This is a genomic window from Aeromonas sp. ASNIH8, assembly GCF_002919855.1.
Classification (GTDB): Bacteria; Pseudomonadota; Gammaproteobacteria; order Enterobacterales; family Aeromonadaceae; genus Aeromonas; species Aeromonas caviae.
Genome location: NZ_PQLN01000037.1, coordinates 1 through 21,386, shown reverse-complemented (window position 1 = coordinate 21,386; position 21,386 = coordinate 1). Strand labels below are relative to the sequence as shown.

At 60.6% G+C, this 21,386-nt stretch carries 12 protein-coding genes and 1 pseudogene; 10 read left to right on the top strand and 3 right to left on the bottom strand.

Translation table 11 applies throughout. The features are described from left to right. Nucleotides 1-191: 191 nt before the first annotated feature. Nucleotides 192-7,649 carry a retention module-containing protein gene (locus C3418_RS24385; RefSeq protein ID WP_181023094.1) on the top strand — a complete coding sequence of 2,486 codons (7,458 nt, stop codon included), beginning with the start codon at nucleotides 192-194 and terminating at the stop codon, nucleotides 7,647-7,649. 168 nt (nucleotides 7,650-7,817) lie between these two features. On the opposite strand, the gene mdtH is transcribed toward C3418_RS24385, so the two are convergent. Continuing rightward, nucleotides 7,818-9,011, bottom strand: a complete 1,194-nt coding sequence (gene mdtH, locus C3418_RS11470) for a multidrug efflux MFS transporter MdtH (RefSeq protein ID WP_029314794.1) — start codon at nucleotides 9,009-9,011, stop codon at nucleotides 7,818-7,820. A 202-nt stretch (nucleotides 9,012-9,213) separates the two neighbouring features. Here mdtH and C3418_RS11465 point away from each other — a divergent pair, with 202 nt between their 5' ends. Next, on the top strand, nucleotides 9,214-10,113 hold the full coding sequence (locus tag C3418_RS11465) for a LysR family transcriptional regulator (protein ID WP_029314793.1): 900 nt from the start codon (nucleotides 9,214-9,216) through the stop codon (nucleotides 10,111-10,113). Nucleotides 10,114-10,170: 57 nt separating this feature from the next. On the opposite strand, the gene C3418_RS11460 is transcribed toward C3418_RS11465, so the two are convergent. Beyond that, nucleotides 10,171-11,943: a M4 family metallopeptidase gene (locus C3418_RS11460; protein WP_103858539.1), complete on the bottom strand. Its 1,773-nt coding sequence runs from the start codon at nucleotides 11,941-11,943 to the stop codon at nucleotides 10,171-10,173. 351 nt (nucleotides 11,944-12,294) lie between these two features. Here C3418_RS11460 and C3418_RS11455 point away from each other — a divergent pair, with 351 nt between their 5' ends. From C3418_RS11455 to putP, 8 genes are all read left to right on the top strand, one after another. Next, nucleotides 12,295-12,849 carry a GNAT family N-acetyltransferase gene (locus C3418_RS11455; RefSeq protein WP_103858538.1) on the top strand — a complete coding sequence of 185 codons (555 nt, stop codon included), beginning with the start codon at nucleotides 12,295-12,297 and terminating at the stop codon, nucleotides 12,847-12,849. A gap of 37 nt (nucleotides 12,850-12,886) precedes the next feature. Beyond that, nucleotides 12,887-13,441, top strand: a complete 555-nt coding sequence (locus C3418_RS11450) for a GNAT family N-acetyltransferase (RefSeq protein ID WP_181023093.1) — start codon at nucleotides 12,887-12,889, stop codon at nucleotides 13,439-13,441. 174 nt (nucleotides 13,442-13,615) lie between these two features. Beyond that, nucleotides 13,616-14,722: a 1-acyl-sn-glycerol-3-phosphate acyltransferase gene (locus C3418_RS11445; protein ID WP_010675527.1), complete on the top strand. Its 1,107-nt coding sequence runs from the start codon at nucleotides 13,616-13,618 to the stop codon at nucleotides 14,720-14,722. A gap of 309 nt (nucleotides 14,723-15,031) precedes the next feature. Continuing rightward, nucleotides 15,032-15,502 (top strand): YhcH/YjgK/YiaL family protein, encoded by a 471-nt coding sequence (locus C3418_RS11440; RefSeq protein WP_103858537.1) that lies wholly within the window; start codon nucleotides 15,032-15,034, stop codon nucleotides 15,500-15,502. A 218-nt stretch (nucleotides 15,503-15,720) separates the two neighbouring features. Further along, complete coding sequence (locus tag C3418_RS11435; protein ID WP_010675525.1) at nucleotides 15,721-16,920, top strand: acetate kinase; 1,200 nt, start codon at nucleotides 15,721-15,723, stop codon at nucleotides 16,918-16,920. Nucleotides 16,921-17,051: 131 nt separating this feature from the next. After that, nucleotides 17,052-18,293, top strand: coding sequence for a mechanosensitive ion channel family protein (locus C3418_RS11430; protein ID WP_010675524.1), 1,242 nt, complete (start codon nucleotides 17,052-17,054; stop codon nucleotides 18,291-18,293). A gap of 185 nt (nucleotides 18,294-18,478) precedes the next feature. Then, nucleotides 18,479-19,405 carry a L,D-transpeptidase family protein gene (locus C3418_RS11425; RefSeq protein ID WP_010675523.1) on the top strand — a complete coding sequence of 309 codons (927 nt, stop codon included), beginning with the start codon at nucleotides 18,479-18,481 and terminating at the stop codon, nucleotides 19,403-19,405. 274 nt (nucleotides 19,406-19,679) lie between these two features. Further along, nucleotides 19,680-21,188 (top strand): sodium/proline symporter PutP, encoded by a 1,509-nt coding sequence (gene putP / locus C3418_RS11420; protein WP_103858536.1) that lies wholly within the window; start codon nucleotides 19,680-19,682, stop codon nucleotides 21,186-21,188. Nucleotides 21,189-21,232: 44 nt separating this feature from the next. Here putP and C3418_RS11415 read toward each other — a convergent pair. Then, nucleotides 21,233-21,386: pseudogene (locus C3418_RS11415) on the bottom strand (IS4 family transposase); the annotation flags it as partial.

Sequence of the window (21,386 nt, the reverse complement as noted above, 5' to 3'; positions counted from 1 at the left end):
ATCATTCTGTAATTTATTGATAATTTTGGTTTTTGCCATTCTCGCAACCTCGTTTTACACACTTCTGTCTGGCTGAACAGTTCAGCCTCAAATCGGTCTATCCTTTCGAATTTTCGAGCTGGTTATTTTTTCCCTCAGTCTGCAAAGTAGGCTGTGGCTTATTGCATTCAAATCAGGATTCAGGAGAGAACATGATCACCAATGCCGTTACCTTGGAACAGGGCGTAACCGTAACCCAACTTAAAGGACAAATTTATCTGGTTGCCGCAGATGGCAGCCGGAAGCTGTTGGCTGAAGGTGATGTGCTGCCGAAAGGGGCGGTGATCATGTCGCCGGATGGCGCCAGTTTCATGGGCGGCGGACAGTCATTCAATGTGCAACCAGCCAGCGAGCAGAGTGAGCCTGCCGAAGAGGGAGATGCTCCCCAGCTGGCGCAAAACGGCGCTGCAGGTACTCCTGATGATATCAGTGCCTTGCAACAGGCGATCTTGGGTGGCGCGGACCCGACCCAGGCCTTTGAAGCCTCTGCCGCAGGCGGTGCACCTGCTGCCGGTGGTGGCGGTATTGGGGGCGTCGCCGGTGCCAGTGGCAACGGCGGTTTTGTCACCATCGACCGTACCGGTTCCGCAACCATTGCTGAAGCCACTTTCGATACCACCTACAACGCCAATGGTGAGCCACCGCTTGAAGCCGTTGGTGAAGATGATCCCCTTTTTACCTCCGCCAACCTTGTCTTGAGTGCAGATGCACAGGTGAATGAAGGTGGGTTTATCACCTTTACTGCGACATTAGATGAACCTGTTTTTGGTTCTGACTTGGTTATTCAGCTGTCAAATGGTGCAGTGATCACCATTCCCGTCGGCCAGAGTTCCGGTTCAGTCACTGTTGCTGCTCCAGCAGACAGCCCTTATGTCGACCCGTCAACGATCACCGTTTCGATTACCGGTACTCAGGGCGGTGGTTTCAACCAGATTATCACTGGACCTTCAACGACTACCCAGATTAACGACACTGTCGACACCACCACCGTGACCCTGGGCGCCCCGGCGCAGGTCAACGAAGGGGGCCAAATCACCTACAGCGCCAGCGTCAATAACGCCCCGCAAAGCGATCTGGTGCTGACCCTGTCCAACGGCGCCAGCATCACCATCAAGGCGGGCGAGCTGAGCGGCAGCGTGACGGTCGATGCCCCGAGAGACGACGTTTACAACGATGGCAGCAGCCTGACGGTGAGCATCACCGGCAGCAGCGGTGGCAACTACGAGCAGCTGGACACCAGCAGCAAGGTGACCACCGAGGTGGTCGACACTGTCGACACTACCACCGTGACCCTGAGCTCGGCCACCAACGGCCAGACCGTGACCGAGGGCGGCAGCATTGTCTACACCGCCAGTGTCAGCAACCCGGTGACCGGCAGCCCGCTGACCGTGACCCTCTCCAACGGGGTGGTGATCACCATTCCAGTGGGCAGCAGCAGTGCCAACAGTGAACCGGTACCGGTTCGTGGAGATGACATTTATCAGCAAGGTGAAGAGTCACTGAGCGTCACTATCGACAAGACTAGCGGCGGCAATTACGAGAATTTGGTTAGCACTGGCACTATCACCAATACAGTCGTGGATGACAGTGACGTGACCACCGTGACTCTGCGTGGGCCGGGGAGCGTAGTGGAAGGCGAGAGCACGGTGACCTACATCGTGACCCTGAGCGATGCCGCGCCGGCAGGTAGCATCGTGACTCTGAGTTACACCTACACCACTGCCAGTGGTGCTGACATCACCGAGACTACCCAAGCGGTTATTGGTGCTGATGGTAAGACAGCAACATTTAGTATTTCTACCTTGGCCGACTTCATATATGAAGGAAATGAAAGTTTTGATGTCTCTGTCAGTGGTATTCAAGTGCCAATAGGCACGTTAGGTTTTGAAAAACTGGATCTGTCAGATGCGAATATCAAGACAATTATCACTGATGAAGCAGACCGTCCGACCCTGTCGGTCACCGATGCCGGTGACGTGTCTGAAGGCAGCAACGCGGTGTTCACCGTGGGCCTGACCCATGCTACCGAAGCGCCGCTGACCATTAACCTGGGGCTCAACCTTGGCACTGCCGAGGCGGGTGACCTTGGCACCATGACCGTCACCTATGTGGACGGCAACGGCGACACCCAGACCTTAACCGTGGCCACCAATGGCGATGTCACAGTCCCGGCGGGCGTGACCAGCCTGACCGTGACCGTGGCCACCACCCAGGACAGCGTCTATGAAGGCGATGAAACCTTCAGTCTGAAAGTGACCGAAGCTGGCGGCGTGACCACCAATGGCAGTACCGGTGTGACGGGCAATGCCACCATCGTTGATGATGGCTCCGTCACCCCACCGGGCGGCGGCACCCCGGACGATGATCGTCCGACCCTGTCGGTCACCGATGCCGGTGACGTGTCTGAAGGCAGCAACGCGGTGTTCACCGTGGGCCTGACCCATGCTACCGAAGCGCCGCTGACCATTAACCTGGGGCTCAACCTTGGCACTGCCGAGGCGGGTGACCTTGGCACCATGACCGTCACCTATGTGGACGGCAACGGCGACACCCAGACCTTAACCGTGGCCACCAATGGCGATGTCACAGTCCCGGCGGGCGTGACCAGCCTGACCGTGACCGTGGCCACCACCCAGGACAGCGTCTATGAAGGCGATGAAACCTTCAGTCTGAAAGTGACCGAAGCTGGCGGCGTGACCACCAATGGCAGTACCGGTGTGACGGGCAATGCCACCATCACCGACAACGACAGCGCACCGAAGGTGGCAACCATCGTGGGTGACACAGTGGTGGAAGGGAATGCCAACAGCTTTGCGGTGGGGCTGACCAACACCTCGAGCACCCCGACCACGCTGACGCTGACCCTGGCCAGTGGCACTGCCACCAAGGGGGTCGACTTCAGCGGCACCCAGGTGACCGTCACTATCGGCACGGCGGTGCAGACCGTGAACGTCAATGCGGATGGCACCTTCAACGTGACGGTACCGGCCAACACCGACAGCTTCAGCGTCAAGGTGAGCACCGTGAATGACACTGTGTTCGAGGCGAGCGAGAACTACACCCTGAGCGGTGCAGGCACCAGCAGCACCGTGACCGGCACGGCCACCATCACCGACAACGACAGCGCACCGAAGGTGGCAACCATCGTGGGTGACACAGTGGTGGAAGGGAATGCCAACAGCTTTGCGGTGGGGCTGACCAACACCTCGAGCACCCCGACCACGCTGACGCTGACCCTGGCCAGTGGCACTGCCACCAAGGGGGTCGACTTCAGCGGCACCCAGGTGACCGTCACTATCGGCACGGCGGTGCAGACCGTGAACGTCAATGCGGATGGCACCTTCAACGTGACGGTACCGGCCAACACCGACAGCTTCAGCGTCAAGGTGAGCACCGTGAATGACACCGTGTTCGAGGCGAGCGAGAACTACACCCTGAGCGGTGCAGGCACCAGCAGCACCGTGACCGGCACGGCCACCATCACTGACAACGACGCTCCCCCTACCGTGGTGATCAATAAACCTGCGGTGGTGTCCGAAGAGGGGCTGACCAACGGGTTGCCTGATACCACAGGTAATACTGATACCACCAATGCGACCATCGCTAGCGGCACTATTACAGTGGCGGATATCGATAGCAGTAGCTTGACGGTCAGCCTCTCTGGCCCGTCCGGGCTCAAGTCTGGCGGGCTGGATGTGAAGTGGAGTTGGGATGCGTCAGGCAAGGTGTTGACTGGGTATACCGGTACCTTGGGTGGTGCGGACTACAAGGCTGTGCTTGATGTCAAGCTGACTGCACCAGCAGGTAGTACCAAAGGAGATTGGGGTTATGACGTTACTCTGAAAGGCGCCCTCGATCATCCGGTGACTACTGCCGAGGATACGCTGAGTTTCAACATCGGAGTCTCTGTTTCTGATGGTCAGAGTACTACGAGTGCTTCGCTGCCCATCACTGTGGAGGACGATGCCCCCATTGCTGGCGATGCTGCCGCGGTTTCGCTGGTGAAAACCAGTATTCCTGATGTATTGACCGGCAAGTTCAGCATGACCGGCTATAGCGGGAATAGCACCAGCATTGATGGTGGCAAGTTCACCATCACGGCTAAAGGTTTCCTCTCTTCAACATCTACTGCTCTGACTGATGCGCTGGTTAATGGCTCGAGCGAAGGCATTGGTGTCAAGAGCTCGACAGCCCCTTACCACAATATTGAGAACGAGGTCGATTTCCGCAAACTGGCCGACGGCTCAGGGGTATCTGAAGAGCTGGTGATCAAACTGGATGCTGGCACTGTGGCTTACGGTGCCAAGATCGAGTTCAGCAAGATGTTCGGTGGTGAGCTGGAGAGTGGTGTGGTCGAGTTCTACCGTGATGGAGTTCTGATCTCAACACTTCCCTTTAGGTCGGATGCGGCGGGTGGAGAGTACAACCAGAACTTCCAAGTGCAGCAGGGTGGTTTTGACACCATGGTGATCAAAGCAACCGATAACGGCAATTCGTTCAACGTCAAGGACAACAGCGACTTTACAGTCAAGTCTATCGAGTTCCTTGGCTCCTCTACTCCGCAGGCAATTGCCTATGGCTCGGGGACAGTGGCACCGCAATGGGGAGCTGATGGTAAAGGGCGTCTGGAGCTGGTTACCGGCACCGTTGAAACGGGTCTGAAAACGGCAGCTGGTCTGGCAATTACCATTACCGCGGAAGGTGCCAACAGCATGGTTGGCAAGGCCAGTGATGGCAGCTTGATCTTCAAGATGCAATTCACGCCTGCAACGGGCAAGTGGGAATTCTTCCAGTATGCAGAGATGCAGCGCCCGGTTGGTGATGGCGACATCGACTTCACCTTCAAGGCCTATGATCGGGACGGTGACGGCTCGCAAGGCAGCTTTGCTGTCAACCCGCTGGCGCGCCCTGATGTAACCGGTGTATTGAGTGCCACTGTGGTTGAAGGGGCTACCTTGCAGCATGTTGTGACCTTGAGTGGTGCGACTAATGTAGCGACTGAGTACAGCCTCTCAATCGCGGGCAGTGGTACTCATGCTGCCTCTAACTCTGACTGGGGAACTCTGCAGTTCAGTCACGGTGTTACCTATAACAGCAGCACAGGCAAAATCTCAGTACCAGCTGGTGTGACGAGCTTTACCGTGTCAGTGCCGACAGTGAATGACAAGTTGGTAGAACAGACTGAAACCTTGACTCTGACAGTAGGTGGTGTGACCGGAGCCGGAACCATTACTGACAACGATCTCTCTGTGCGACTGAGCAATGGTCTGGTTGATGAGGATGGTTTGTCTGGCGGAAATGCACACTTGCCTGAGCCTGTGGGTATGCCTGCTAGCGGCCCGCTTTCTGTGACTCAGTCGCTGCAGGTGACTGATGGCAGTGGTGGCAATGTCTCTGGCGTACAACTCAAACTTGTTGGCATCACGGGTCTGAGCGGGGTGACGGGTATTGATGGTCAGCCGGTCAATGTTGTTCAGGATGGCGCCGGGCTCAAAGGGTACTTTGGTAACAACCCCGCCAATGTAGCCTTTACTGTGACGGTGGATAACAGTGCCAATCCACCGAGCTACACCTTTACTCTGCTCAAGCCGCTTAGCCACACAGTGGATGGTCAGAGCACAGCGTTGACCAGCCAGGACGAACTGCGCTTTACCGTCAACTATGAGGTAAGCAAATCTGGAGCTGAGACTGCCACTGGCTCGTTTGACTTGGCTGTGCGTGACGATGTGCCGGTTGCAGTGGTCGATGATGCCCGAGTTAGCGTTCTGGTTGATTCGTTTGATGTGAGTGGTATCGAGGCAAACTGGACTGATTGGAGAGGTGGATCCTCCGTGACTAGAGGGGACTCTAATGACAATGACTCTGGGTTGGATCAAATTCGCTGGGGAGGCGGTAACAATCCCTCTGGTTACGGTTTCATGGACAATGATGCCGCGTTGAACGGTGCAATTCCGATCAATGAAGAGATCAAACTGGGCACATTCACTCATTACAACAACCCGATTTATAACGATGCTATCAGTGCTGCAACGATGGAGGTTACTTTCTCCGTAACTGATGCATTGGGACGGGTCACGCCAATAAAACTTGTTGTGAATTTCAATCATAACGAAACCCCCAATGACAGATGGGGGAATGGTGATGACATCATCTCAATCGGTAATACGACTGCTACCTTCAACTTTGAAGGTAAGGCATACACGCTGGAGGTACTGGGTTTCCGCGATGCGGGTGGCAACGTGGTGAAGACTATCTACACCAAAGAGAATGCCAGCAACAGCTTCGATCTGATCGTCAAGTTGGTGGAGGGTTCTGGTTATCAGCTGCCACAGACCACAGGCAATGTGCTGGCCAACGATCTTGCCGGTGCTGATGGTGGTCTGAGTGTCATTGGCTACGGAGTCGGCAGCAGCTCGACCACCTATACCAATGGTGCGGGTACCCAGGTAGTTGGCCTGTACGGGGTACTGACCATTCTGGCCAACGGTGCCTATACCTATCAGGTCACCAAGAATGGCAGCCAGATCCCGGCTGATGCACGCGAGGTGTTCAGCTACAGCGTGCGCGATGGTGATGGCGATACCACCAACAGCACCTTGACCATCAGCGTCAATCCGGTGGACAGCAACGGGGTTCCGGTTCATCTGCCGCTGACGGTAGATGGTACTGACCTCAACGACTCTATCGTGGTACGCAATGGCGAGAGAGCGGCTAATCCTGACCGTCTTGATGTTTCCTTCGGCGGTAATCTGCTGGGCGAAGTCACTACCAGTAACGGCGGTACCGACCACATACATGCCGGTACCAGCTACAACAAGGGAAGTGCCGACCAGATCGTCAGCAGCGGTGCAGGCAATGACCATATCGAAACCGGCAGCGGTAATGATGTGATTTATGCAGGCAAAACCGGGGCTGATGGATTCGGTACCGACGATTCGTTGCAACTGACGGTAAATCAGCTCAAGGCTCATCACATCATGACAGGCAGCTTGTCTGGTGCCGATGCCATGCTCGATGGCGACGGTCTGTTGCTGAGTGTTGATGTCAGCAGTAGCAAAGCGGATGTGGTCAATGGTGGCAGCGGCAATGACAAGATCTACGGGCAGTCAGGTTCCGATATCCTGTTTGGCGGTACCGGTGACGACTACATCGATGGCGGCAGTCATAACGATGGGCTGCGCGGCGGTCTGGGGAACGATATCCTGATCGGCGGGCTAGGCAATGATGTAATGCGTGGTGACGTCGGTTCAGATACCTTCGTCTGGAATCAGGGGGATACAGTATCCGGCTCCCTGACCAAGGATTACATCATGGACTTCAACAAGGGGTCAGGCACCATCAACCGTTTGGAAGAAGACAAGCTGGATCTGAGCGATCTGCTGGATCACGATGGTTCTCACAGTACGACTGACCTGAAGAGTCTGCTCTCGGTGTTCCAGGACAATGAAGGGGTGCACCTGCAGGTCAAGGAGAGCAGTGCCGCGCCGGTGACCCAGGAGATAGTGCTGATGAACCACACCTTCGACACTCTGACGGGCGGTTCAGGGACGACTGCCAACCAGGTGATCGACTTCATGTTGCAAAACAACATGTTGGATATCAACAAGTAACAGCCAAGCGGGCTGGGCAAAAGCGGCAGAGCAATCTGCCGCTTTTTTTATGGGGGATTTTCGGGTGGATGGACGCAGACGAGGGGGAGGGCAATGCAAGATGAAGGTGAAAAAAGGGCGCCCTTCAAGAGAAGGGCGCCCGGGGTAGACGGGATGATTACCAGAGGATCAGGCGTTGACCCCTGCCAGGCGGGAGCCGCGCTGGAAGCAGTTGGCCAGCAGCAGCAAGGTGGTGACACCGACGGTGCCGAGCACCAGCCAGGGCAACCAGGGTTGCCCCTGGGCCATGGCGTAGTCGTGCAGGGCGCCGCCCCCCACGTAACCCGTCATGCCCCCGAGCGCCAGTCCCAGTCGGCTGAAGCCCATGTAGCTGCCCCGCGCCCCCGGTTGTGCCAGCTTGGTCATCAGGGTTTCCCGCGCCGGCTCGGCGATAACGATGCCGAGATAGAAGCAGGCGAGCAGCAGGAAGACGGCGGGCAAGGTGGTGGCAAAGGCCACCAGCCCGATCCCCGTGGTCATCAGCAGCACCCCCGCCATCAGGCGGTTCTCCAGCTTGAAGTGGCGCTCGCCGAACCGGGCAAGGGGGTAGAGCAGGGCCAGGGAGATGGCCGTCTCCAGGGTGTACATCCAGCCCACCGCCGTGGTGCTGCCTGCCATCTGTTTGACGAGAATGGGGAAGATCAGCATGACCTGCACCCAGAGCGCGTAGTAGCCGCTTAAGATCAGCACCAGTCGGCAGAAGGCCTTGTCCGCCAGTACCTGGCCGAGGCCGTCCCGGATCGGCGTCGGACGCACCGAAAGCTTGTAGGGGGGCAGGATCAGCAGGTTGCACAGGGCGGCGCAGACGAACAGGCCGGCACCCAGCAGGCAGACATATTCAAAATCGAAGTTGAGCAGCCAGCTGCCGAGCAGGGCTCCCACCACGGCGCCGGCGCTCTCCAGCATCATCAGCAGGGAGATGTAGCGACCCCGCTCCCGTGGCCGGGTGAACTTGATCACCAGGGCGGCGCGGGGGGGATCGAACAGGCAGCCACCCAGCCCCGAGATGATGCAGGAGAGGATCAGTTCCAATCCGCTCTGGGCATAGGCCAGGCTGGCAAACCCCAGCGCCCGCAGCAGCATGCCGCAGACGATGAGGGGGCGCGCCCCGAACTTGTCGGCGAGGGAGCCGCCAAAGACCCCCAGCCCTTGCTGGGTAAGCTGACGCAGCCCCAGTGCCAGTCCGACCACACCGGCGGCCCAGCCCAGTTGGTCGACGAAGCGCAGGCTGATCATGGGCATCACCACGAAGAAGCCCAGGATCACCAGCAGGGAATCTAATGCCAAGAACCACCGCCCCAACCGCCTCGCCCGATCCACCATGACCCTGATACCTCTGTTTGCTTCGCTGATATTGTTGTCTTTCTTGCCCGAACGGCGCCGTCACCAAACAGAGCCAAGGAGGATGACAACTCCCTGGCTCGGTGGCGTTCAGCCGATTCATGACGATTGATGCTGCTATTCTGGTGGGGCTCCAGATATAGTGGTAGCCGACAACTGGCTATATTTCATATTGGATTTGGTTATGGCTATGACCCTCGACGATTTGCAACTGCTGCTGGATGTGGCCAACCGTGGCAGCTTCAGCAAGGTGGCCGCTATTCGCGGCTGGTCACAACCCATGGTGAGCCAGCGCATTGCCGTGCTGGAGCAGGAGCTGGGCCAGTCCCTGTTCCGTCGCCATCGTCGGGGGGCCACCCCGACCCCGGCCTGCGAGCAGTTTCTGCCTGCCGCGACTGCGGCCCTGAGCGCACTGGAAGGGGGGCGGCTGGCGATGCAGGGGGCGCCTGCATTGCCGCGGATCCGGCTTTCCTGCCTCCCCTCTCTGACCACGGCGGTGTTCGGCCCCCTGCTGCTGGCCCTGGTGGACGAGACCTTCGAGATCCGCTGCAACACGGATCACTCTGGCATCATCATGCAGGAGTTGCTGACCGGCGAGACCGACGTGGGCTTCATTCTCAAGTGCCCTGCCATCGCGGGCATCCAGCTCGAACTGCTTTACCGTTCCCCGATCATCGCCGTGGCCTGCGCCACCCACCCGCTGGCCGGGCGGCAGGGGCTGACCCTGCAGGACATTGCCAACGAGCGGCTGGCGCCCCAGCAGTGGGGGACGGGCTGCGACGAGCTGATCCTGCAGTTGCGTCTGCTGCGCCAGGTGGCGAGCCCGCTGCACGCCATCCAGCCAGCGAGTGCGGCACGGGAGCTGGCGCTGGAGCACGGCTTCATCACCCTGATGCCGGCGCTCGCCATCACCCGGGATCTGGAGTTCGGTCGCCTGGTGAAGCTGGACGTGGTGGATCTGCCACCGGATCACTGGGACGTGATGATGGCCTGGCGCAGCGGCAAGCGCCCCAATCCCGCCAAGGAGCGGGTGCTGGAGGCGGCCCGTACCCTGGCCCGGCGCTGGTCGGGCAAGCGGACATAAAAAAGCGCCGGACCAGGCCGGCGCTCTTTGCTTATTCCCCTTGATGCCCGCTCAGACTCAGTAGCTGGCCTTGAGGGTGACGCCGGAGAAGGCGCTGAACCCGCTCAACTGCACGTGCCAGGTCCCCGCCTTGGGGGCGTTCAGGGTACAGGTTTCGGCATTGCCGCTCTTGTAGGGGCGGCAGTCATAGCTGCTGGCGGTCGGCGCGCTGCCGAACTTCACGTAGAGATCCGCATCCCCGCTGCCGCCGCTGCTGGTCACCACCAGCTGGCTTCTGCCGGCGGGCACCTCGACGGTGAAGTTCAGCTTGCCCCCCTTGGCGGCGGTGAGATTGCTCACCGGTACCCCGTTTTGCAGCACGCTGCCCGGTTGGGGCGTGGTGCCGCCGCAGGTGGCATTGACCCCGACGGCGGTGAAGGCGGCTGCCACGTCGCTCACGCTGTAACCGAGATCCGTGGCGGCCCTGGTCACCCCGCACGCCCCCTGATCGAAGGTGGTGTTGGGGCCCCAGTAGAGGCGGTTGGCCAGCACGAACACCTCGAACGCCTTGCGGGTTTGCCAGCCGCTGGTGTTGGCCAGCAGGTAGAAGGCGCGGTTGTAGACCCCGGAACTGTGGTGCACGTCGATGCCGTCATAGTAATCGCTGGCATGGCCGATGGACTTGCCGTCCCGGGCCGGGTCCTCGAAGTAGCGCAAGGAGCCGTTGCCCTTGAAGATCTGGGCCCCCACCAGCCAGTCGTTGCTGCCCTTCACGTAGTATTCGGCCGCTTCCCCCGCCATGTCGGAGAAGGCCTCGTTGATGCCGCCGGACTGACCGGAGTAGACCAGCCCTGAGTTCTGCTCGGTGAAGCCATGGCTCACCTCGTGGGCCGCCACATCCAGGCTCACCAGTGGATAGAAGGTGGTGGCCCCGTCGCCGAAGGTCATCTGGCTGCCGTCCCAGAAGGCGTTCTCGTAGTTGCGGCTGTAGTGCACCCGCATCTTGAGCTTGAAGCTCAGCGGTGCCGTGTTGTACCAGTTGCGGTACATGTCGAACACCACGTTGCCGAAGTAGTGGGCATCGTTGAGAGGAGAGTAAGCACCGTTGATCTCCTTGACCGTGTTCTCCGGGCAGGTGAACTGGTGGATGGCGCCCCCCGTGGTGCCGTGATTCATGTTGAGGGTGTCCACGTTGGTCCCCGTCATGCGGCAGTTGTCATCCACCTGCAGGGGGCCAAAGTCGGCGCCGTAGAAATACTTGCCGGTCTTGACGTTGCCCCCCGGGCCGGTGGCGTCCTTGTGGTTGATCCCCTCCCAGCGTTTGAGCTCGCTGCCGGTCTGGGCGTCGATCATCACGAAGGGGCGGCTCGGTTCCTTGCTGGCGGCGAGCCAGGAGACCAGATAGACCAGTCTGGCCTGGCCGGTCTCATCCTGCATCACGAACAGCTTGACCTGTTCGTTGCTCCCCTTGGCACCGCTGCGAGCCTGGCGTGCGGCGTCGCTGGCGGAGAGGGCAACGGCCGGGCCCGTCAGGTCGGCATCGATCTTGCGCAGCATGGTGCCGGACACCTGATTGACCTGGCCCCCCAGCGCCTGATCGGCCACCAGAACCTGGCCCCACACCGGAATCCCCTGCCAGGTCTGCTCATAGCGTATCCGCTGCTGGCCATTGGGCAGCGTCACCGCCCGCACCTTGCGAAACTCGCCATCCCCGGCGCCAAGGGCGCCAATCTTGGCGGCGCCGCTCACCGCACCGGTCAGGTCGGAGACCTGGTTCACTTCCACCTGTTCTGCCGCCATGGCGGCGCTTCCCCAGCAGGCCAGCATGACGGCCAAATAGACTTTGTTCATCTCGTCTTTCCTTAGTCGATGAAGATTACACGCCGGGTCCGTTGCCCGGCGCTCTTACACTAGTGGGAAGGGGGAAAATAACGGCCTGTCATTTGTCACAGGGCAGCGAAAACAGGTAGCACGATTCACTTTTACAGCGTCAATCATCCACAAATACTGGTAATGGCAGCATGTTGAACCGCTGCGAGGGGTGATTGATGACCTTGGGATCAAGGTGCCCGCATGGGGATCGCCATATGGGGGTTGCCAGCGGGGAAGCCAGTTGAAAAGTCCTTGGCAAACAAGGGATTGATTGACTACATTGGCTCCCATGACGGCAGATGGCCGGAGCGAAACCGGGGAGGAGTGGCGATGTTTTCATGGCAACTGGATGACGAGCTGGCGCTCCTGTTCCTGCAACCCGACATGGCCAGCGAGCTGTTTCGCCTCTGCCAGCGCAACCGCGATTACCTCTCCCAGTGGCTGCCCTGGGTGCCCCACATTCAGCAGCCCGCCGACAGCGCCACCTTCATTCGCCACGCCATCGAGAAGTTTGCCCGGGGGGAGGGGCTGACCACGGCCATCGAGTATCAGGGGGAGGTGGTCGGCGTCATCGGTTACAACCAGATCGATCAGGATCTCGGCAAGGTGACCATCGGCTACTGGCTGGCGGAGCGCTGGCAGGGACACGGCATCATCACCCGGGCCTGCCAGGCCCTGATCCATCACGCCTTCGAGGAGATGGGGATGGAGAAGGTGGAGGTCAGCGCCGCCCTCGAGAACGAGGCGAGCCGAGCCGTGTGCGAGCGGCTGGGAATGACCCAGGAGGGGATGACCCGGCGGGCGGAGCGGCTGGCGGGCAGGGTGGTGGATCACGTGCACTACGGCCTGCTGCGGGACGAGTGGCTGAGGCTGAGGGATCTCTGATGACCCTTCTGTCCGCTTCCAATCTCCTGAGGGCGAGATGACGATGCTGCCCCACATTGTCACCCCCCGTACCCGGCTGACCGTGCTGACCCCGGAGCGGGCCTGCCTGATGGTGGATTTCTATCTGCGCAATCGCGCCCACCTCTCCCCCTGGGAGCCCAGGCGGGAGGAGAGCTTCTACACCCTCGCTCACTGGCAGACCCGCTTGCGCGACGGTTACGGCCACTATTTCGAGGGCAGTGCCGTGCAATTGGTGGCGCTCGATCCCAGGGGGGAGCGGGTGCTCGCCACCTGCAATTTCACGAACATTGTGATGGGCATGTTCAAGGCGTGCCACCTGGGCTATGCCATCGACAAGGAGCACGAGGGGCAGGGCCTGATGCAGGAGGTGGTGGCCGCCGGCATCGATCACCTGTTCCGGGAGCGGGGCCTGCATCGCATCATGGCCAGCTACATGCCCACGAACCTGCGAAGCGGCGCGCTCCTCGAACGGCTGGGGTTCGAGCAGGAGGGGTACGCTCGGGACTATCTGATGATCAACGGCCGCTGGGAGGACCACGTCCTCACCGCGCTCATCAATCCCGCTGGCTAGCAGAGCCGTTGTCGAAAGGGGGGCTGGCGGGTGACCGCCATCGCTTTTTCACTGCAAGATCGCACTATCTGTACACCTCTCATACCCCTGGGGATAAAAGCGTGTAAAATTGCGCCCTGAATTTTCCCGGCCGGCAGACGCAGGCCGCGACTCCATACATGCAAGGCAGACATTGTGACAGAAGTAGATAGATTCGCGGACATTCGCCCCTATCGCGATGAAGAAGTGCCGGCTGCCATCGAGCGGCTGATCCAGGATGACGAGTTTATCGGCGCCATCGCCAAATACCGCTTCGGTTCCCTGATGAGCTGGCTGGGCTGGGCCATTCGCCCGCTGATCCGCCAGTTCCTGCGCCACAAGTGGGCCAAGGTCAGCACCATCCATCAGGTACAGATGGGGGTGACCCGCTACATGACCCGGATGATCGCCACCTCCACCCAGGGAGTGAGCTTCTCCGGGCTCGAACACCTCAAGAAGGAGCAGGGCTACCTGTTCGTCTCCAACCACAGGGACATCGCCATGGATCCGGCGTTCGTCAACTGGGGGCTGCACACCCATGGTTTCGATACCGTGCGCATCGCCATCGGCGACAACCTGCTGCGCAAGCCCTGCGCCACCGAGCTGATGAAGCTCAACAAGAGCTTCATCGTCAAGCGCTCCGCCAAGGGGCCGCGGGAGATGATGAAGGCCCTCGGCGAGCTGTCGGCCTACATCGGCCAGTCGGTGCATGAGGGGCACTCCATCTGGATCGCCCAGAAGGAGGGGCGCGCCAAGGACGGGGATGACAAGACGGATCCGGCCATCCTCAAGATGTTCTACGTGGACGGCAAGAAGCAGAAGATCGAGTTCGTCGACTACATGCGCAGCCTCAACATCGTGCCGGTGAGCATCAGCTACGAGCTGGATCCCACCGACAAGGCCAAGGCGCGCGAGCTCTACGAGAAGTCGGTCAACGGCAGCTACGAGAAGGGCGAGTTCGAGGACATCGAGAGTATCGTCGCGGGCATCGTCGGCCAGAAGGGGCGGGTACACGTCTCCTTCGGCGCCCCCATCACCGAGGGCTTCAGCGATCCGGACGAGCTGGCGGCGCTCATCGACAAGGCGATCTGGAGCAGCTATCGTCTCTTCCCGGGCAACTACCTCGCGGCGGATGTGCCCGGCAAGGCCAGCACCATAGAGCAGAGCGCCTTCCTGACTCGCCAGTCCGAGGTGCCACAAGAGCACAAGGCCATCTGGCGCGCCATGTACGCCAAGCCGGTGGAAAACGCCGGCAAGGTTTGAATGGCACCGCTTTTGAGCGGGTGATGGAAAAAAACGGGAGCAGATGCTCCCGTTTTTGCGTCTGGTCAAAGTCGGGGGAGATTGGGTAGTGAATAATATTGTTTCAACTGGTACGATCATCGGGTGAATGGGCGAGTATCTCTTGGCAGGGGCGGACGAGTATGCAACAGTGACTCGGCGCCATCGGCTTGGAAGCGACAGCGCCCCCGTCTGCACGGATGGCAGACGAGACGATAAAAGGACCTTCAATGGTCCTTTTTCATTGGTGCACAAAGATAGACCACAGATATACCTAAGGATGCGAACCTCATGATCACCGGCAGTCTGGATACCTTGCAACGCACCCCCTTGCCCGCCCCCCTGAACCGTATCGTGGCCGAGGTGGTGCAAAGCGTCGAACGCTGGCTGCACGCCCCCCTCGGCAAGCAGGAGGTCGACGACCTCATGCTGTTCTGCCTGGTGAGCGAGGATCTGACAGAGCCGGTGGCGGATCGCCGGGGCGAGTTTCATGAGCAGTATCTGGACATCCAGCTGCTGCTGCGCGGCGAGGAGTGGATCGGCGTGGGCCCTCACGCCTACAGCCGGGAAGGTGCCGATCATCCTCACCCCGATCTCTGGTTCGTCGATGACGAGCAGACCAGTTATCTGGCGTTGCAGCCCGGCGACTTCGCCATCTTCTGGCCGGGAGAACTGCATCGCCCCCTCTGTACCCTGACGACCCCAGGTCCGGTCAAGAAGCTGGTCGTCAAGGTTCACCAGTCGCTGCTGACCGGCGCCTGAGTGGCATTCGGGGCCTGGAGTCCCGAGTGATTGGGCCAACAGAGGCCCGTTGCGAATCGCTGATTCGACGCGCGCGCCAGACGAACGGTCTGCGCCCAACGATTTGAAAAATTGGACGCACCCTCCTGCGACCATAAGCCCCCGGCAGGGGAATCCCATCCATCGCTGGATGACACGACACTGTCGGCGTAAAGCCGAAGCACAGGAAGATGTAGAACATGAGCAAGTTGGTATTGATCCTTAACTGCGGTAGCTCTTCCCTGAAATTTGCCGTAATGGACGCTGAAACGGGCGAGGACATGCTGTCCGGCCTGGCCGAATGCTTCAATCTGGATGACGCACGTATCAAATGGAAACTCCACGGGGTCAAGGGCGACGCCATGCTGGGCGCCGGTGCCGCGCACCAGGAAGCCCTCGACCACATCGTGGGCCACATCCTGCCCCAGGATCCCGCCCTGGCCGATCAGCTGGTCGCCATCGGCCATCGCATCGTGCACGGCGGCGAGCAGTTCTCCCGTTCCGTGCGCATCGATGACGGCGTGATTGCCGGCATCGAGGCCGCCATTCCGTTTGCCCCCCTGCACAACCCGGCGCACCTCATCGGCATCCGTGCCGCCCTCAAGGTGTTCCCGGCCCTGGCCGACAAGAACGTGGCCGTGTTCGACACCGCCTTCCACCAGACCCTGCCAGAGGAAGCCTACCTCTACGCGCTGCCCTACAAGCTCTATCGCGAGAACGGCATCCGTCGTTACGGCGCCCACGGTACCTCCCACCGCTTCATCGCCGAAGAGACCGCCAAGGCGCTGGGCAAACCGCTCCATGAGCTCAACATCATCAACTGCCATTTGGGCAACGGTGCCTCCGTCTGCGCCATCAAGAACGGCGAGTCCGTCGACACCTCCATGGGGTTGACCCCGCTGGAAGGGCTGGCGATGGGCACCCGCTCCGGTGACATCGACCCTGCCATCGTCTTCTTCATGCACGACAACCTGGGTTACAGCGTGGACAAGATCAACCAGGTGCTGACCCGCGAATCCGGCCTGCTGGGCATGACCGAGGAGAGCAGCGACTGCCGCTACGTCACCGGCAACTACGCCACTGACGCCGGTGCCAAGCGTGCGCTGGATGTCTTCACCTATCGCGTTGCCAAGTACGTCGGTGCCTATGCTGCCGCCATGGATGGTCGCCTTGACGCCCTGGTGTTCACCGGCGGCATCGGCGAGAACGCCGCCATGGTGCGCGAGATGGTGCTGGCCCGACTGGCCCTGCTCGGCTTCAAGATCGACAAGGAGGCCAACAACGCAGCCGTGCTGGGCGGTGAAGGCCCCATCACCGTCGAAGGCAGCCGTCTGGCCCTGGTGATGCCCACCAACGAAGAGCTGGTGATCGCCCGTGATGCCCTGAGCCTGGTCGGCTAAGGCACCCTCTGGTGATGACAACGCCCGGCCCCTGCCGGGCGTTGTCGTTTCGGCAAGAGTGAGCGGCCTGTCATTTGACATGGGGGACCAGATGCGTACCCTGACCGCTGTGTGATATTGCGGAGGTAACGATGAAAGAGATGTTTTTCAACTGGTTGTCAGGCCTGGGGGTCGATGTGACCCCCATGATGGCCCTGGTGATCGCCCTGGGGTTCATCGTGCTGACCGCCATGGTGCTGCACCTGGTGCTGCACCGCATCCTGCTGGTGCGCCTGGTGGGGCTGCTTGGCAAGACCAAGCAGATGTGGCTGCCGCCCCAGTTGCAGCAGCGCCTCTTCTACCGGCTCGCCTTCGTGTTCCAGGGGGCCGTGCTGCTCGGTCAGGCGGAGATCTGGCTGCCCAAAGCGTCCGAGAGCCTGGCGCTTATCGAGTTGCTGGCCCAGCTCTGGATCCTGCTGTTCCTGCTGCTGGCCCTGTTTGCCCTGCTCGACTGCCTGCTCTCCCTGAGCCGGCATACCCGGCTTGGGCGGGATCTGCCCCTGCGCGGCATCTTCCAGGGGGTGAAACTGGTGGCCAGCATCCTGGTGGGCATCCTGATGATCGCCCTGCTGCTCGGCAAGTCGCCCCTCTTCCTGTTCAGCGGCCTGGGGGCCATGACCGCGGTCCTGATGCTGGTGTTCAAGGACCCCATCCTCGGCCTGGTGGCGGGTATCCAGCTCTCCGCCAACCGCATGCTGAGCGTCGGTGACTGGCTGCAGATGGACAAGTACGGGGCGGACGGCGAGGTGACCGACATCGGCCTCACCACGGTCAAGGTGTCGAACTGGGACAAGACCATCACTACCATCCCTACCTATGCCCTCATCTCCGACTCCTTCAAGAACTGGCAGGGGATGACCGAATCCGGCGGGCGCCGCATCAAGCGCAGCGTCAACATTGACATGACCAGCGTGCGCTTCCTCACCTCGCAGGAGCAGTTGCAGCTCAAGCAGGCCAGGTTGCTGGCACCCTACCTCAGCCGCAAGGAGCAGGAGCTCAGCAGCTACAACCAGCAGCTCAGCGATGCCATCAGCTGCCCCATCAATGGTCGCCACCTCACCAACCTCGGCACCCTGCGCGCCTATCTGGACGCCTACCTGCGGGCTCATGCGGGCATTCGCAAGGACATGACCCTGATGGTGCGCCAGTTGGCACCGACCACGGACGGCCTGCCGCTGGAGATCTACTGCTTCACGGCGACCACCGCCTGGGCCGAGTATGAAGGGATACAGGCTGATATTTTCGACCACATATTTGCGATAATTGAGCAATTCCATCTGCGTTTGCATCAGTCGCCAACCGGTTATGACATGCACAGTTGGAAAAACGGCTGATCCCGCTTATGGCAAGGTGCCGCGGCGCAGTGCGGCACCGTATTTAATCACCGACCCGTCAGCACGTGGCGGTTGAAATTTGCATGGCAGAGGAGAAAAATGGCGGCCTTCTCTTCGCCCCGGGCGCGCCCGTCGCCTCCGCGCTGGCCAGAGTGCTGAACCACCCCCTTTATCACAGGAAAGTTATGAAGCTCCTCCACAACACGGCGGCCGCACTGTGCTGCTCCCTGATCCTGGCCGCCATGCCCGCCCTCGCCATCGAATATGCCCTGCCCGCAGCCAACAGCCGCCTGGTGGGGGAGAACCTGGACTACGTGGTGTCCCCGGAAGAGGCGGGCCAACCCCTGGAAGCGGCAGCGGCCAGATTCCAGCTCGGCTTGACCAACATGCTGGAAGCCAACCCCAAGGCAGACCCCCTGCTGCTGCAGGCGGGCGAGAAGCTGGTCGTGCCCCATCAGCTGATCCTGCCGGATGCCCCTCGTGAAGGCATCGTGCTGAACGTCGCCGAGATGCGCCTCTACTACTACCCCAAAGGCAAGAAGGTGGTGGAAGTGCTGCCGATTGGTATCGGCCAGCTCGGCACCGACACCCCGGAAGACTGGGTGACCAGCGTGCAGCGCAAGAAGGCGGGCCCGACCTGGACCCCGACCGCGAAGATGCACGCCGAGTACGCCGCCCGTGGCGAGACTCTGCCTGCGGTCTGGCCGGCCGGTCCGGACAACCCCATGGGGCTGTTCGCGCTCTACATCGGCAAGATGTACGCCATCCACGGCACCAACGCCCAGTTCGGCATCGGCCTGCGGGTGAGCCACGGCTGCGTGCGTCTGCGCAACGACGACATCGAGTACCTGTTCAAGCAGGTCCCGGTCGGTACCCGCGTCCAGTTCGTGAACCAGCCCATCAAGGCCTCTGTCGAGCCGGATGGCCGCCGCTACCTGGAAGTGCACCAGCCCCTCTCCCGCAACCAGGAGGAGTTCAACTCCAGCCTGCCGGCCCCGCTGCCCATGTCCACCGCCGTGACCCGCTTCATCGCCCACGCGGACAGCGACTCCCAGCTGGTCAAGCAGGCCCTGGAGCAGCGCAGCGGCATGCCCATCGCCATCAACCGCTGATCCCGCCCGTCGGTATCCCGAGCCCCGGCCACTGTCGGGGCTTTTTTATGGCGCGGGGGAGGGGATCATCAGGGTAAACCCTTGGCAGGTCGGGATAAAATCCGGCCTTATTGCAATTGAGTGGTTGCTTGGTTAGGTGTTAAACGTTTTCCGTGTGTTTTTTATTTGTTAAAAGTGGTTGTGGTCCGGCGATCTGCTGATTACTCTAGGCCGGTTTTTTTAAGGAAGAGTTCGTCGCAAGAACGAACACAGACGTCACATAACGGAGTTTTGAATGACAGCTAGCACCCCCATGCTCATCACCTTTCTGGTGTACATCCTCGGGATGGTGTTGATCGGCTTTATCGCCTATCGCGCCACCCAGAACTTTGACGACTACATTCTCGGCGGCCGCCGCATGGGGAGCTGGGTGACCGCCCTCTCCGCCGGCGCCTCCGACATGAGTGGCTGGCTCCTGATGGGCCTGCCTGGTGCCGTCTTCATCGGCGGTATTTCCGAGAGCTGGATCGCCATCGGCCTCATCATCGGCGCCTACTTCAACTGGCGCTGGGTGGCCGGTCGGCTGCGGGTTCACACCGAGAAGAACCGCAACGCCCTGACCCTGCCGGACTACTTCACCTACCGCTTCGAGGACAAGAGCCGGGTGCTGCGCATCCTCTCCGCCCTGGTGATCCTGCTGTTCTTCACCATCTACTGCGCCTCCGGCGTGGTGGCCGGTGCCCGCCTGTTCGAGAGCACCTTCGGCATGAGCTATGACACCGCCCTCTGGGTCGGCGCCGCAGCCACCATCACCTACACCTTCTTCGGCGGCTTCCTCGCGGTGAGCTGGACCGATACCGTGCAGGCCACCCTGATGATCTTCGCCCTCATCCTCACCCCGGTGTTCGTCATCATCGCCGTGGGCGGCATCGACACCGCCATGGTGCAGGTGGCGGCGCAGAACGCCAGCAACCTCGACATGTTCAAGAACCTGGACTTCATCGCCATCATCTCCCTGATGGCCTGGGGCCTGGGCTACTTCGGCCAGCCCCACATCCTGGCGCGCTTCATGGCGGCGGATTCCCACCACTCCATGGCCAGCGCCCGTCGCATCAGCATGACCTGGATGGTGCTGTGCCTGGGCGGCGCCGTGGCCATCGGCTTCTTCGGTCTGTCCTACTTCAGCACCTTCACCGAGCAGGCGGCTGGCGTGAGCGGCAACCCGGAGCGGGTCTTCATCGAGCTCTCCAAGATCCTGTTCAACCCCTGGATCGCCGGTGTGCTGCTCTCCGCCATCCTGGCGGCCGTGATGAGTACCCTCAGTTGCCAGCTGCTGGTCTGCTCCAGCGCCATCACCGAGGATCTCTACAAGCCCTTCCTGCGCAAGAACGCCTCCCAGAAAGAGCTGGTGTGGGTCGGCCGCGCCATGGTGCTGCTCATATCCCTCATCGCCATCGCCGTGGCGGTGAACCCGGAGAACCGGGTGCTGGGGCTGGTAAGCTACGCCTGGGCCGGCTTCGGTGCCGCCTTCGGTCCCGTGGTGCTGCTCTCCGTGCTCTGGTCCCGCATGACCCGCAACGGCGCCCTGGCGGGCATGCTGACCGGTGCCCTGACCGTCATCATCTGGAAGCAGTTCGGCTGGCTGGGTCTGTACGAAATCATCCCGGGCTTCCTGTTTGCCACCCTGGCCATCGTGCTGTTCAGCCTGTTGGACAAGGCCCCCTCCAAGGCCATGCAGGATCGCTTCGCAGAAGCCGAGCAGGAGTTCCAGAGCCCCATGGCAGACGCCATCGCGGCAAAATAACCCCCGCCTCGACGACAAAAGCCCCGCAATTGCGGCAATGCTGTTCACTTAAGCGGAGCCGCATTGCGATCTACCGGAAAACGGGTCTTTGATATCTTCACCGCCCTGGGTCTCGATGGCCTGGGGCGTTTTTCTATGAACATGACGCCTATGCAGCCCCGCAACTCCGCCAACCTCCGTGGCGTATGGGCTGGCGAT